This is a genomic window from Pseudomonas sp. GV085, from assembly GCF_003050925.1.
Classification (GTDB): Bacteria; Pseudomonadota; Gammaproteobacteria; order Pseudomonadales; family Pseudomonadaceae; genus Aquipseudomonas.
Genome location: NZ_QAOV01000016.1, coordinates 1 through 14,410, shown reverse-complemented (window position 1 = coordinate 14,410; position 14,410 = coordinate 1). Strand labels below are relative to the sequence as shown.

Genomic DNA, 14,410 nt, shown 5'->3' with positions numbered 1-14,410 from the left:
ACTGGTCAGGGTGGGCACCCATTCAGACAAGGTGCAGGCGACAAGCTGAGACGTTCAGCTAACGTTCAATCGTTCGCCTCGCCAGTTGCGTTACACACACTCTCCCCTGAGGTGACTGGCGGGGTGAACCCTGCACGCGCCGGATGCGACAGGTGGAGATTCCAGGTTCCGGTGTTCAGCTATGCTTTCAGCACTTTGTTCAAGAAATGGATTTCACTATGAGCAGCGTAAGAAAGCCGACACAGCGAGAAATCTCCGATGCCTTGGAACTTAGCGAAAGCGAGGTCGCGTTGTACGTTGCAGAAGTAGAGGAAAAGGCTGACGGCTCGGGGCACTGGATCTTTTTCAGCGTATTGACACCTAACGACGTACTGTTCTGGCTCAGGGTCGGTAACAGCCTGAGGCTTGAAACAGATGCCATAAACCTCCTCTGGACAAAACAATCACCGAGTATCGCTCGGTAGCTTTCCGGGATCGCGCTTTAACTGCGCCAAGCGCTTATCCTTAAATGCTCGCGAGACCTTTTCGCTGGTCTCGTAAGGTGCCATGAGATTCTTAAGCATCCACGCCGCTGTATCGAAGTCTGAATTGATCAGGTAGATCAGCAGCCGTTGGTGAATGTCCTGCTGGTTGTTGATGCCTGTTCTTTCATCACCTGCTTGAGGCCCGGTTTGAACGCGCCGGCAACCTCATCGACAGTATGTCCGAGGGCAATAGCGTCATTGCCGCCGATTGGCGGCGTTATCCGCGATCAAACCTCGCTGATGTTGACCCAGCGCTGTTCCCGTGCCGCCAATCGAATCGCCGTCGCCAGTCGCTCAACTTCCAGGGCTTGCTCGAAATCGGTGCCGGCTTGTCCATGGCCGGCCAAGGCCATGATCAGCTCATGCACTTCCAGCGTCTTCAACTCGTTGTAGCCCAGCTGATGCCCCGGCGCTGGACTGAACGCTGCGTATCCAGGCAGGTTCGGCCTCGCAGCGGCACAACCAGGGGGACGCTGGATCGGCCATGAAGTCTTCGCTGAATTCGCCTTGAAAGATGATGATCTCACCACCGATCAGGTCATCGACTGTGATGTTCCATGCCGTTCGTGACGGCAGAAGGTGGTTAACCCCGGTCGTGTCTGAGCTTTGGGTTGATGGGTGGGATGCATTGCAGGGTGGCGAGATCCAGCAGCGTGAAGTGACCATCCATCCAGCCGCCAGTGTCGATGTGATACACGTTCCCGAGTACGGCAGGCTGACTCAGACGCGTGTGGCCCACGATCACTGCCCGAATACCCTCCACGCCTGATGGGTCTTCTTCAGTGATCCGCTTGCGCGACCACAGGAGCATTGCGGCTACGTGATCCGCTTCGAATTCCGATCCGGATAGTGCACAGATCATTTCTCCCCAGCTGCCCCGAGGTACATCGGCGTGCACGATGCCGATCAGGCCTTGTGCCGTCTCGACCTCGATCACCAGCGGCAAGGCCTGGAGAATGTTCGCGTAGCAGTCCTGCTCAATGCTGGAGAGGCCGTAGAACCAGGCTCCACCATTGATCAAGTGCATGTAGCTTTGAGCGCCGGTGCAGCCAGCGGCGTACGAATCGACGGTCATCTGCTCATGATTGCCGCGCACAGCATGAAACCAGGGCTTGCATAAAAGCCATTCATCGACGTCCAGAGATTCAGGGCCTCGGTCAATCAGGTCTCCGACGCTGAACAGTCGGTCTTCCGACGGTTCGAAGCCGGCCTTGTCTAGCGCAGATTGCAGTCGGGTGAAGTGTCCGTGAATATCGCCGACAGCGAAATCCCGACCCGCCGTGTTTGCGGCGAAGCGCTTCACGCGCGATACCTCGGTCGTTTGGAGCATGCAAAGTCCTCCGCTTGCCGTTCACCGGCAGGCTGGCAGGTCAATTATGAAACAAATAAAAATAAGTGGGAGGGGCGGGAGATGCCGTTCGGCTAACGTTGATCGTTCACCCCGCCAGTTTCCGCCCAACTACACACCGCAAACTCCAAGATAGCCATAAATCCTACCTTTAAAATGTGGGATTCATGGAGCGCTTACGGTCGAAGACCCCTGAAGGATGCCAGTGATTGTCGAGCAAGGTCTTCAGCATTCGGTGAGTCACTGCTGCCGCCAACTCTGCCGACTGGCGTACAAACAAGTGGCTGACCATCACCAGTTCAGGCCGTAGCACTGTCACGTCGCCGCTTTCCTGCCTGGAAAAGTCCAGAGAGAAACTCTCGAAGCTTTCAAGACGTATGAAAAAGAAGATGGGGAGCCAGGGGGATCACTCCGTCCCGCCCCCTTTTTATTTTTGAGTGTTCGGCTGGCATCCTTGGCAGTCAGCGACTCGAGATCTTTGAAAAAATACCGCGTCGCGTTGAATCAGCCTCGCTGAACAGGACGGCTACTCCAATAGCATTAGTTGGCCAACATCACCCGCTTGAATTTTGCTTTCGAAAGCAGCGACCCGTAATTTCTAAGTGGAGTTTCCACAACTTGGTAGGAAAACTCTGCTATCACTCCAGTTAGTACTAGCGCGATGAGGACGGCAAATATTTTATCGGTTTCAAGTGTGAGATCCGTATACCCTGACTGAAGGCATATTTCTCTTACAATTGCAAATATAGGGTTGTGAACAAGATAAATGGAGTAGGAGCGCGATCCGATGTAAATGGCGATCTTTCGGAGGCGGCCATGTGAGCCCGTAAGGTTTAGATTTTCCGAACACAGGAGCACAACCAGGCTTGAAGTGATTGCGACAAGTCCCATGTAGTAGGGGGACCAGCCGATTTTTGCTGTGATGATGGGTAGGGGAATGCAGATCAATAATGCAAGTTGTAATGTTTTTTTATTGTTGGTAGAGAAAATTTTTGATATCCGCTGTGGGTAGTAATGCCAGGCCAACGCGATTAGGGTGCCGTAAAGCAATGCGTCGCTTCGAATAAACCAAAGCAATGTACCCCACGGACGTATCTGTGTGGAATGGTAAATTGCTACGGCAAGAAAAGGGATGATCAATAATTTTCGATTAGGGACGAAGAACAGAATGATGGGGAGAATTACATAGAACTGTTCTTCTAGTGACAAGCTCCAGTAGTGCCATAGTGGAGTTGCACTGTTTGAGTTTTCAGTGTACCAGATGTATATATTCTGGATATTCAACATGCCGAATGTCCAGGAATTTACCATGTTCTCTTGTGAGCCAAATGTCCTGGAGACGTCAAAGGTAAATGAAATTGCCAACGTTATGGTCGACCAGAAAATCGCTGCGGGCCACAATCGAAACAACCGCCTTGTCCAAAAAGATCCGGCAAAACGCAGGAACTGATCTTGCGGGTTCAAAGCTTTTATCAATGATGTCGTTATAAGGAATCCGGAAATGCAGAAGAATAAATCTACCCCTCCACCCAGCCAGAAATAGGTAGTCCATTTAAACCAATCCGGATTTAAAAGACCGAGATGAGCAACGAAAGTAATAGCGATGGCATAGGCACGCAATACTTCGATGTCCAGATTCTTTGTTTCGCTAACGGAGGGTGTCATGCGCTACCTGCGAATCAAGAAAGTTTTATTTTTTTCGGCGCGCGATTCTATAAGCTAAGCCATGCGCTGTCGATAAGTCGGTGGCCAGTCGTTTTTCTTTACGACGATCTACATTCGAAGCGATGCAAGACATGAGCATCACACCGCAGCAATTGCTGCAAATCTCCCCCCGTGGCCGGCGCCTGATCCGGCTTTTTACGCTCGCTCTAACCCCGCCTTTTCCCGATTTCAGCATGTTGGCGCCAGGCGCGTAGTCGTGCGGGTACCATGACATCAAGGCGTACGCAGTGCTGCGGGGGCGACGCCCCCCAAGAAGTATCACTTTTTCGGCGATTTACTGCTGGAAGGAATATGCAGGTAAGACATCACGCTTTCGGTCAACTCTGTCGCCAGCTTGACGGCTTCTTTATTGCGGGCCATCACACCCGCCACCAATCCTTCGATCAAGGCGAGCACGGCGATGTTGGAGCTGGTCATGACCGGATGGTCGGCGGGGGCAAATAGCACGTGTTCGGCAATGCTGGTGAGAGGCGAGGCGGGTGAGTCGGTGATTGCCAGCACCGAGGCGCCGCGCTCATTGGCAAAACGCGCGAGTTGCAGGGTGTCGAGGGAATAGCGCGGCAAGGAGATCGCCAGCAATACATCCTGATCGGTGATTGCGGCCAGGCGGTAAGCGGCGTTTTCGTTGCCGCCTTCCATGCTGATGGCGGTGGCGTCCGCACAGAAGGGCATCAGGGTCGAGGCGGCAAGACCGGCGAAGTAGACGCTGTTGCCAAAGCCGAGAATGTAGATTTTACGCGCCTCGGTCAGGCGGGTGACGAACGCTTCAAAGGCATCTTCATGGTTGTTGGTCGCCGCCGTGGCGAGGTTGCTGGTGGCGCTCTGGATTTGCTCATGCAGGCCAAATGCGCCACCCGGTCGATGCGCCAGTTCATTACGAAGCTTGTCGACCGGCGACACCATCTGCTGCAAAGTCGCCACCAGCTCGGCCTTCATGCCGGTGTAGCCACCCAGGTTCAGCGCTTTGGCCAGGCGGTTGACGGCGGCGGGAGAGGTCAATGTCTCGTGTGCCATCTCCTCGATGGTCAGCGTCGCGGCTTTGAGCGGGTGACGCAGGATAAAGTCCGCCACCTTGCGCAGTGACGGCGGCAGTTCGGAAACGATTTCCGTCAGTTTGCGCATGACCGGTGCGGCATAGACAGTGGTGTCTTTCGATGGGGTTGGCATATCCAGCTCAACATTTCCTGAAGGTGAGAGAAGGGCTGTGCCTGATGCCCTGACAAGGTTGGCTGGAGTGTATCCGAAGCCAACCCTGTCAGGGCAGCGCCGAGCAGTGGATGGGTGGGCGGCGGTCTTACTTCAAACTCCCGGACAGAAATTGCCGCAGACGCTCGGACTGTGGATTGACCAGCACTTCACGCGGATTGCCGCGCTCTTCGACTCGCCCCTTGTGCAGGAACACCAGTTGATTGGAAACCTCGCGGGCAAAGCCCATTTCGTGGGTCACGACCACCATGGTGCGTCCTTCGAGTGCGAGATCCTGCATGACTTTAAGTACTTCGCCGACCAGCTCGGGGTCGAGAGCCGAGGTCGGTTCGTCGAACAGCATCACTTCAGGTTCCATGGCCAGTGCACGGGCAATTGCTACGCGCTGCTGCTCGCCACCGGACATATGCGCCGGCCAGGCGTCCATGCGGTGTGCCACGCCGACTTTGTTCAGGTAGTGTTCGGCTTTTTCCCGGGCTTCTCGCTTGTTCATTCCAAGCACATGCACCGGAGCTTCCATGACGTTTTCAAGGGCACTCATGTGCGACCAGAGATTGAAGTGCTGAAACACCATCGACAGGCGCGAACGCATGCGCTGCAACTGCCTGGGTTCGGCAGCCTTGAGCCCGCCGAGTTTATTGGTCGTAAGCTTGAGCTGTTCGCCATTGAGCACGATGTTGCCGGCGTTGGGTTGCTCCAGCAGGTTGATGCAACGCAGGAAGGTGCTTTTGCCGGAGCCGCTGGAGCCGATAATGCTGATGACGTCACCGGCTTTCGCTTCCAGGGACACGCCCTTGAGCACTTCGTGGGTGCCGTAGCTTTTGTGAAGATCCTGAATTTCAAGTTTGTACATGGTTTCAACTCTCTGGAATCAGTCGCTGAGCAAACGGCCTTGGCGAATAGGGGCGTTACCGGCCACTTTGGCCAACCACAAACCGGGCTGGGCAAAGCGCAGGCGTTCACGGGCATACAGGATGCCGTCGGTGCTGGCGTGCACCACGCTGTGCTGATCGGTCAGCGGTTCAAGCACTTCGAAGAGCGGATCGCCGACCTTGACGTGGGCGCCCAACGGTTGCAGATAACTCACCACCCCCGGGTGCGGCGCATAGGCATACTGCGCACCGGCGAACGGTGTCGCTTCACAACGGCTCGGAGGCGCTGCAGGCCAGTCACCGCTGATCAGGCCTTGCTCGGCGAGATAGTCGAGAATGGCCTGGGCACTGTCGACGCATTGCTCGCGCTCGGTGTCAGCCATGCCGCGCAATTCAATCGTGGTGGCCACGCACGCCAACGGAATATTCGCTTCAGGAAAGCGCTCGGCCAGGTGCAGCCAGGGGATTGCGCAGGCTTCATCGAAGGCGTTGCCTCCCGCCGCCTCGGCCAGCAAGGCCACGCCAGCGCCCAGGCGGGCGGCCAATGAGCGCAAGCGTGGCCAGTTTTGCGGCATGGCATACAGCAGCATGATCGACTCGAAGTCGCAGTGCAGGTCCAGCACCACGTCGGCATCACAGGCATGCTGCAGCAACAGGCGCCGCAAGCCATCGAGTTCCGATGCCGGTGCCGGCATGTTGGTGAGGGCATCGCCCATGGCGCGGCGGATCAGTGCGATGTTGGCATTGGCATCGTCGCCCAGTTGACCTTCCAGTTGCTTTACCACGGCCTCGGCGAGTTCCGGGAAGTCGCGATTGAAGTTCTTCCCGCTGGAGAATTCAAAGCGCCCCTGATGGGTGGCCTGGAACATCTGTGCGATACCAATTGGATTGGCCATCGGCACCAGTTCGATCACCCCGGTCAACAGGCCTTGATCTTCCAGTTCTTGCAGACGGCGCTTGAGTTCGACGGCAACGCGCATCCCCGGCAGTTCGTCGGCATGCAGGGAAGCCTGGATGTAGGCCTTGCGCGGCCCGCTGCCAAAACGAAACAGCGACAACTTTCGTTCTGTGCCCGAGGCACTCCACGGCAAAAGGTATTGAATGTGCTTCATAACGCTCCTTAGTGCTTGCGCGGTGCCAGATAGGCCAGCCAGCGGCGCTCGGCCAGCTTGAACAGGCGAACCAGGATGAAGGTCAGGGCCAGGTAGATCAGGCCGGCAGTGATGAATGCCTCGAACGGCAGATAAAAGCGCGAACTGACGGTTCGCGCGGCACCGGTGATATCCACCAGCGTGACGATGGACGCCAGGCTGGTGGTCTGCAGCATCATCAGCACTTCGTTGCTGTACTGCGGCAGCGCCCGGCGCAAGGCCGACGGCAGGAGGATGCGGCGGTACAAGGTCAGGCGCGACATGCCCACTGCCTTGGCGGCTTCGATTTCGCCGTGGGCCGTGGCCTTCAAGCTGCCGGCCAGGAGTTCCGCGCTATAGGCGCTGGTATTGATTGCGAAGGCCAGGCAGGCACAAAAGGTCGCGCTGGACAGGTAAGGCCAGAGCGCGCTTTGACGTACCGCTTCGAACTGCGCCAGCCCGTAGTAGATCAGGAACAATTGCACCAGCATCGGGGTGCCGCGAATCACGTAGGTGTAGAGCCAGGCCGGGAAGTTGATCAGCGGTGATCGGGAAACGCGCATCAGCGCTATCGGAACCGCAAACACCAGGCCAACGGCCAGGGAAATCAGCAACACTTTCAGGGTCACCAAGGCGCCGTTGAAATACAGCGGCAGGTTTTCCCAGATCAGGTTGTAGTCGAGAATCATGGGGGAGCTCCCAGTCACAGTTCGGCGGCTTTGATGCCGACCGAGTAGTGTTTTTCCAGATAGCGCAGCACCAGCAATGACATGCTGGTCAGCATCAGGTAAAGCGCGGCAACCGCGAGGAAAAACGTGAACGGCTCATGGGTGGCGTCCGCTGCGTTTTTGGCTTTGAACATCATGTCCTGCAAACCGATCACCGAGATCAGCGCGGTGGATTTGGTCAGTACCAACCAGTTGTTGGTGAACCCGGGAATGGCGAAACGAATCATCTGCGGCACCAGAATCCGCCAGAACACCCGAGCGCCACTCATGCCGTAGGCCACGCCAGCCTCGCCCTGACCTTTAGGGATCGCCATGAAGGCGCCACGAAAGGTCTCCGAGAGATAGGCACCGAAAATGAAGCCCATGGTGCAGACACCGGCGATGAAGGGATTGACGTCGATGTACCGGGTGTAACCGAGTGCGAGGGCAATGCGGTTCATCAGATCCTGGCCGCCGTAGAAGATCAGCAGGATCAACACCAGGTCAGGAATACCGCGAATCAGGGTTGTGTAACCTTCGCCCAGCACCGCCAGCCATTTGAATGGCGACAAACGAAAGGCTGCGCCGATCAGTCCCAGGGAAATGGCCATGGTCATGGAGGTCAGGGCCAGATTAATGGTCAGCCAGGCGCCATCGAGAATGCTCGATCCGTAGCCGTGAAGCATGATGAAATTCCTCAAGCGAGCGCCGGGAGGCGCGCAAGACAAGCCAAAAGCGGCGCCCGCAAGGGGCCGGCGCCAGGGTCTCGGATAAAGGCTTATTCGCCGTAGATATCGAAGGCGAAGTACTTGCCCATCACTTGCTGGTACTTGCCATTGGCGCGGATCGCGTCAATCGCTGCACTCAGACGTGCAACGTTCGCACTGTCGCCTTTACGCACCGCGATTCCGGCACCTCTGCCGAAGTATTTCGGGTCATTGATGTCCGGCCCTGTCAGTGCGAAACCCTTACCTAATGGTGTTTTGATAAAGCTCTCATCGGTGTTGACGATGTCTGCAAGCGTGGCGTCCAGGCGACCCGCTGCCAAATCGAGGAAGGCTTCATTTTGCGAGGAGTAGCGCACCACCAGGGCGCCGGCTTTCTCAAGCTGCTCGGTGGCGAAACGGTCATAGGTCGAAGAGCGTTGCACGCCCAGTTTCTTACCTTTGAGATCGACCAGCGGGTCGTTGATCACGCTACCGGTCTTCATCGCGAACTTACCCGGCGTGTGGTAGTACTTTTTGCTGAAATCGACCGACTTCATACGGTCTTCAGTGATCGACATCGACGACAGCACAGCATCGATCTTGCGCACTTTCAGCGACGGGATCATGCCGTCGAATTCCTGGATGACCCACTCGCATTTGACCTTCATCTCTTCGCACAGCGCGTTGCCAATGTCGTAGTCGAAACCACTGACGTTGCCCTCTGGCGTCTTGAAAGAGAAGGGCGGGTAGGCGGCTTCGATACCGATACGCAGGCTGTCGTCGTCGGCATGTGCCAGCAAGCTTGCGGCGCACAGTGCCAGAGCACCTAGAAGTTCTGTCTTGTACATATTGTTGACTCCTTGGATGGGGCGTTGGGGTGATACGGGATTACCGTCCGGTCTGGTGAGGTGGACTGTCCTGATGATTTGCGAGGGTATAAATGACATAAAATAATTCACAAATCAACTTAATGAAAAAAAACATATCAGCGCAGGGCGACACGCAGGGCACTGGTGGACTGACCTCACCTGTGTCATCAATCCTTTGAACAAAAAACGGGCGCCGATAAGGCGCCCGTTTTTTTATTCCGGTATCAAGGTTTTTGCGCAGTCGGAAACTGAGCCAGTTCGCAGTACTGCGCTGTCCTTAGCGTCGATCCAGCCAAACCGTTTGTGCATTACAGAATTCGCGCACCCCGAAATGCGAGAGCTCACGGCCAAAGCCACTCTTCTTCACGCCACCAAAACTGACACGCGGATCGCTGGCGCTATAACCGTTGATGAACACGCCACCGGTTTCAAGTTCGTCGGCCATCTGCCGGGCAAGTTCGACATTGCGCGTGAAGAGAGTGGCGGTGAGGCCGAACTCGCTGTCATTGGCCAGCTCCAGCGCATGGGCTGCGTCTCGGGCCGTGATGATTGAGGCCACAGGACCAAACAACTCCTGTTTGAATGATGTCATCTGATCGGTCACGTCGCCGAGTACCGTAGGCTCATAGTAGTTGCCGGGGCCTTCAGCCTTCTTTCCACCCATCAGCAGCGTCGCGCCTTCTTCCAGTGTGTCGCGCACCTGTTGATCCAGTTCGTCGCGCAGATCGAAGCGAGCCATCGGGCCGATATAAGTGGTGGTGGTCAGTGGATCACCGACGACCAGTCGTTGGGTGGCCTCGACGAACTTGCGGGTAAACTCCTCGACGATGCCTTGCTCGACAATCAGGCGCTTGGCGGCGGCGCAGACTTGCCCGGTGTTTTGATAGCGCCCGATCACCGCGGCTTTCACCGCCTCATCGAGGTCTGCGTCGTCGAGCACGATAAACGGGTCGGAGCCGCCCAGTTCCAATACACATTTCTTCAGTGCCGCTCCAGCCTGAGCACCGATGGCCATGCCCGCACGCACGCTACCGGTGAGGGTGACCGCCGCGATACGTGGATCGGCGATCGCCCTGGATACACCCTCCGGGGTGACGTTGATAACCTCGAAAACACCTTCAGGAAAGTCCGCTTGCTGGAAGGCTTCCAGCAGCAGGTAGGCGCTACCCATGACGTTTGGCGCGTGTTTGAGCACGTAGGTATTGCCGGCGAGTAGCGTTGGGACCGCGCCGCGCAGGACTTGCCAGATGGGAAAGTTCCAAGGCATGACGGCGAGAATCGGGCCGAGCGGGCGATATTCAATGCGTGCCTTGTCGCCTTCAACCAGGGTCGGTTCTGAACTCAGCATGGCGGGGCCGTGTTCGGCGTACCACTCGCAGAGCTGCGCACATTTTTCAATTTCACCGCGGGCCTGAGCAATCGGCTTGCCCATTTCCAGAGTGATCATGTTCGCCATGGCCTGCGCATTGTTGCGCAAGGCCTGGCCGAGGTTGATCAACAGCTGCGCGCGCTGCTCAACCGGTCTGCGGCGCCAGGCGCGAAACCCGGTAGCGGCCCGCGTCAGCGCGGCCTGTAATGCCGAATCGGATTCGAAAGGGTAATGGCCGATCTGCTCGCCGGTGGTCGGGTTGATCGAAATGGCATGGGTAAGGCTGGAAACGTTGGTCATGGCACCGTCCTGCGGGGTAGGGATGTGCTCAGGTTATGGGGCTATATGTTTTCTGGAAACTGAATAATACTGAGCATAACGTTCACGTTTGGAGAATGATTTGGATCTGGTTCAGCTCGAAATTTTCAAGGCTGTCGCCGAGCACGGCAGCATCAGCGTGGCCGCCCAGCATATCCACCGGGTGCCATCGAATCTCACGACCCGAATCAAGCAGCTTGAGCTGGACCTGGGTGTGGACCTGTTTATCCGCGAGAAGAGTCGCCTGCGCCTGTCGCCGGCAGGCTGGAGCTTTCTGGATTACGCACGACGTATTCTCGACCTGGTTCAGGAGGCGCGCGCCACAGTGGCAGGTGAAGAGCCGCAGGGAGCCTTCGCCCTGGGTTCGCTGGAAAGTACTGCGGCGGTACGTATTCCAGAGCTACTGGCCGCCTATAACCAGAAGCACGCCAAGGTCGAACTGGACCTGTCCACCGGCCCCTCCGGGACCATGATCGATGGGGTGCTGTCAGGGCGGCTGGCCGCGGCATTTGTCGATGGTCCGGTGTTGCATCCGGCGCTGGAGGGCGTGCCGGCATTCGAGGAGGAAATGGTGTTGATTGCACCGCTCAACCATGAGCCGATTCATCGGGCCAAGGATGTGAACGGCGAAAACATCTATGCCTTCCGCTCCAACTGCTCCTACCGCCATCATTTCGAAAGCTGGTTCGCCAATGGCGCGGCGGTGCCCGGCAAGATTTTCGAAATGGAGTCCTATCACGGCATGCTGGCCTGCGTCAGCGCCGGTGCCGGCCTGGCGCTGATGCCCCGCAGCATGCTCGAAAGCATGCCTGGATGCACGACGGTCAGCGTCTGGCCGCTGTCGGAGTCGTTCCGCTATCTGCGCACCTGGCTGGTGTGGCGCAGGGGGACGGTGTCGCAGAGCCTGACGATGTTTGTGCGCCTGCTCGAGGAGCGCGGGGTGGTGTTGGTCGAAAAATAGTGGAAAGTTAACGGTCTGCGCTGAAAAACCGGATAATGGCGGCCAAATCGTATAGCTCGTTATTCTGGTAAGCACGCATGGAAATCAAGGTCAACTTTCTCGACAACCTTCGACTTGAGGCCAAGTTCGACGACTTCACGGTGATTGCCGATCAACCCATTCGCTACAAGGGCGATGGCTCGGCACCGGGGCCGTTCGATTACTTCCTGGCTTCGTCGGCGTTGTGCGCGGCGTACTTCGTGAAGTTGTACTGCGAGACTCGCAATATCCCCACCGAAAATATCCGCCTGTCGCAGAACAACATTGTTGATCCGGAAAACCGCTACAACCAGATTTTCAAGATTCAGGTCGAATTACCGGCGGACATTTCCGCCAAGGACCGTCAGGGGATCTTGCGCTCCATCGACCGTTGTACGGTAAAGAAGGTGGTGCAAACCGGGCCTGAGTTCGTGATTGAAGAGGTCGAAAACCTCGACGCCGATGCCCAGGCGTTGCTGATGCCGCATTCGACTGGCGAAGCGGGCACCTACATTGTGGGCAAGGACCTGCCGCTGGAACAAACCATCGCCAACATGTCGGGCATCCTGGCCGACCTGGGCATGAAGATCGAAATCGCTTCGTGGCGCAATATCGTTCCCAACGTGTGGTCGCTGCACATCCGCGATGCGCATTCGCCAATGTGTTTTACCAACGGCAAGGGCGCGACCAAGGAAGGCGCGCTGGCATCGGCGCTGGGCGAGTTTATCGAGCGGCTCAACTGCAACTTCTTCTACAACGATCAATTCTGGGGCGAGGACATCGCCAATGCGGCGTTTGTGCATTACCCGGACGAGCGCTGGTTCAAGCCGGGCCCGAAGGACGAACTGCCGAGCGAAATCCTCGACGAGTACTGCCTGAAGGTTTACGACCGGGATGGCGAGTTGCGTGGCTCGCATCTGTACGACACCAACTCCGGCAACACCCAGCGTGGCATTTGTTCACTGCCGTTTGTACGCCAGTCGGACAATGAGGTGGTGTACTTCCCGTCTAACCTGATCGAAAACCTGTTCCTGAGCAATGGCATGAGCGCTGGCAACACGCTGGCCGAAGCCCAGGTGCAGTGCCTGTCGGAGATCTTCGAGCGCGCGGTCAAGCGCGAAATCCTCGAAGGCGAAATGGCCTTGCCGGATGTGCCGCAGCAAGTGCTGGCGAAATACCCGGGCATCCTGGCGGGTATCCAGGCCCTGGAAGAGCAGGGCTTCCCGGTGCTGGTCAAGGATGCATCGCTGGGCGGGGAGTTCCCGGTGATGTGCGTGACCTTGATGAACCCGCGTACCGGTGGCGTGTTTGCCTCGTTCGGCGCGCACCCAAGCCTGGAAGTGGCGCTGGAGCGCAGCCTGACGGAACTGCTGCAAGGGCGCAGTTTCGAAGGACTGAACGATCTGCCCCAGCCGACCTTCGAAGGTCAGGCGGTGACTGAGCCGAACAACTTCGTCGAGCACTTTATCGATTCCAGTGGTGTGGTCTCGTGGCGCTTCTTCAGTGCAAAACCTGATTTCGAATTCGTTGAGTGGGATTTCTCCGGTCAAGGCGAAAACTCCAATGCCGAAGAGGCCGCGACCTTGTTCGGCATTCTCGAAGGCATGGGCAAAGAAGTGTACATGGCGGTCTATGAGCACATCGGCGCCAAGGCCTGCCGCATTCTGGTGCCGGATTACTCGGAAATTTATCCGGTAGAAGATTTGATCTGGGATAACACCAATAAAGCGCTGCAGTTCCGCGCCGACATCCTCAATCTGCACAGTCTGAGCAAGGTCGGCCTGAGAACGCTGGCCCAGGGTTTGGAAAACAGCGAGCTGGATGATTACACCGACATCACCACCTTGATCGGCATCGAGTTCGACGACAACACGCCTTGGGGCAAGCTGACGATCCTGGAGCTGAGGCTGCTGATTTATCTCGCCTTGCAGAAGTTTGATCAGGCCAAGGATCTGGTGGAAGCCTTCTTGCAATACAACGACAACACCGTCGAGCGCGGCTTGTTTTATCAAGCCGTGAACGTCGTGCTGGAAATGCAGCTGGACGATGACCTGGAACTGAGCGACTACGAGGTCAACTTCCGCCGGATGTTCGGCAACGAGCGGATGGACGCGGCGATAGGGTCGGTGGATGGCAGCGTACGTTTCTATGGTCTGACGCCGACGAGCATGAAACTGGAAGGGCTCGACAGGCACCTTCGTCTGATCGACAGCTACAAGAAGCTGCACATGGCGCGGGCGAGGGTGGCGGCTTTGTACAGCTGACAGCGATAACAAAAAAGCACCTTGGGTGCTTTTTTGTTTTTTGACTATGACATGGGTTGCGGCTGCCTATGAGGAAGCTCTTCTATATAGAAGGGCGTTCTGATCCTTCTATATAGGCGTCCTTTGGGGCGATTTGCAGGTTGTTGATAGAAAACCCGAATCAGTGCTTGACGGCAGATTATAGATGTCTATAATTCGCCCCACTTCCGGCGCAGTCGAAACGGAAAACTCCTTGGTAAACAATGAGTTACGCAGTTTTCGGCAGCAGGTTGCTTCAGTTCATCGAAGCCAAAAGGAAGTTGAAAAAGAGGTGTTGACAGCAGCGTGTAACGCTGTAGAATTCGCCTCCCGCTGACGAGAGATCTGAAGCGCAAGTGGTTGAAGTTGCAAAG

Annotated in this window: 12 protein-coding genes and 1 pseudogene; 3 read left to right on the top strand and 10 right to left on the bottom strand. The window is 56.6% G+C overall.

Features of this window, described 5'->3' with window-relative positions:
- Positions 1-218 precede the first annotated feature (218 nt).
- Positions 219-464, top strand: coding sequence for a hypothetical protein (locus C8K63_RS26190; RefSeq protein WP_108219316.1), 246 nt, complete (start codon positions 219-221; stop codon positions 462-464).
- Between the two features lie 287 nt (positions 465-751).
- Here the strand turns inward: C8K63_RS26190 and C8K63_RS26180 are convergent.
- From C8K63_RS26180 to C8K63_RS26135, 10 genes and pseudogenes are all read right to left on the bottom strand, one after another.
- A pseudogene (locus tag C8K63_RS26180) lies at positions 752-976 on the bottom strand (gfo/Idh/MocA family oxidoreductase); the annotation flags it as partial.
- 131 nt (positions 977-1,107) lie between these two features.
- Positions 1,108-1,854 carry a metallophosphoesterase gene (locus C8K63_RS26175; protein ID WP_108219315.1) on the bottom strand — a complete coding sequence of 249 codons (747 nt, stop codon included), beginning with the start codon at positions 1,852-1,854 and terminating at the stop codon, positions 1,108-1,110.
- Positions 1,855-2,412: 558 nt separating this feature from the next.
- Positions 2,413-3,537, bottom strand: coding sequence for an acyltransferase (locus C8K63_RS26170; RefSeq protein ID WP_108219314.1), 1,125 nt, complete (start codon positions 3,535-3,537; stop codon positions 2,413-2,415).
- Positions 3,538-3,855: 318 nt separating this feature from the next.
- Positions 3,856-4,764 carry a MurR/RpiR family transcriptional regulator gene (locus C8K63_RS26165; protein ID WP_108219313.1) on the bottom strand — a complete coding sequence of 303 codons (909 nt, stop codon included), beginning with the start codon at positions 4,762-4,764 and terminating at the stop codon, positions 3,856-3,858.
- Positions 4,765-4,891: 127 nt separating this feature from the next.
- Complete coding sequence (locus C8K63_RS26160; protein ID WP_108219312.1) at positions 4,892-5,656, bottom strand: ABC transporter ATP-binding protein; 765 nt, start codon at positions 5,654-5,656, stop codon at positions 4,892-4,894.
- Positions 5,657-5,674: 18 nt separating this feature from the next.
- Positions 5,675-6,787 (bottom strand): succinylglutamate desuccinylase/aspartoacylase family protein, encoded by a 1,113-nt coding sequence (locus C8K63_RS26155; RefSeq protein ID WP_108219311.1) that lies wholly within the window; start codon positions 6,785-6,787, stop codon positions 5,675-5,677.
- Positions 6,788-6,795: 8 nt separating this feature from the next.
- Positions 6,796-7,494: an ABC transporter permease gene (locus C8K63_RS26150; protein ID WP_108219310.1), complete on the bottom strand. Its 699-nt coding sequence runs from the start codon at positions 7,492-7,494 to the stop codon at positions 6,796-6,798.
- 14 nt (positions 7,495-7,508) lie between these two features.
- Positions 7,509-8,198 (bottom strand): ABC transporter permease, encoded by a 690-nt coding sequence (locus tag C8K63_RS26145; protein ID WP_108219309.1) that lies wholly within the window; start codon positions 8,196-8,198, stop codon positions 7,509-7,511.
- A 92-nt stretch (positions 8,199-8,290) separates the two neighbouring features.
- Positions 8,291-9,067 (bottom strand): ABC transporter substrate-binding protein, encoded by a 777-nt coding sequence (locus C8K63_RS26140; protein WP_108219308.1) that lies wholly within the window; start codon positions 9,065-9,067, stop codon positions 8,291-8,293.
- A 298-nt stretch (positions 9,068-9,365) separates the two neighbouring features.
- Positions 9,366-10,757: an aldehyde dehydrogenase family protein gene (locus C8K63_RS26135; RefSeq protein WP_108219307.1), complete on the bottom strand. Its 1,392-nt coding sequence runs from the start codon at positions 10,755-10,757 to the stop codon at positions 9,366-9,368.
- 100 nt (positions 10,758-10,857) lie between these two features.
- Between C8K63_RS26135 and C8K63_RS26130 the strand changes: the two genes are divergently transcribed.
- On the top strand, positions 10,858-11,736 hold the full coding sequence (locus C8K63_RS26130; RefSeq protein WP_008047600.1) for a LysR family transcriptional regulator: 879 nt from the start codon (positions 10,858-10,860) through the stop codon (positions 11,734-11,736).
- Between the two features lie 77 nt (positions 11,737-11,813).
- Positions 11,814-14,018, top strand: a complete 2,205-nt coding sequence (locus tag C8K63_RS26125) for an OsmC domain/YcaO domain-containing protein (RefSeq protein ID WP_108219306.1) — start codon at positions 11,814-11,816, stop codon at positions 14,016-14,018.
- Positions 14,019-14,410: the final 392 nt, after the last annotated feature.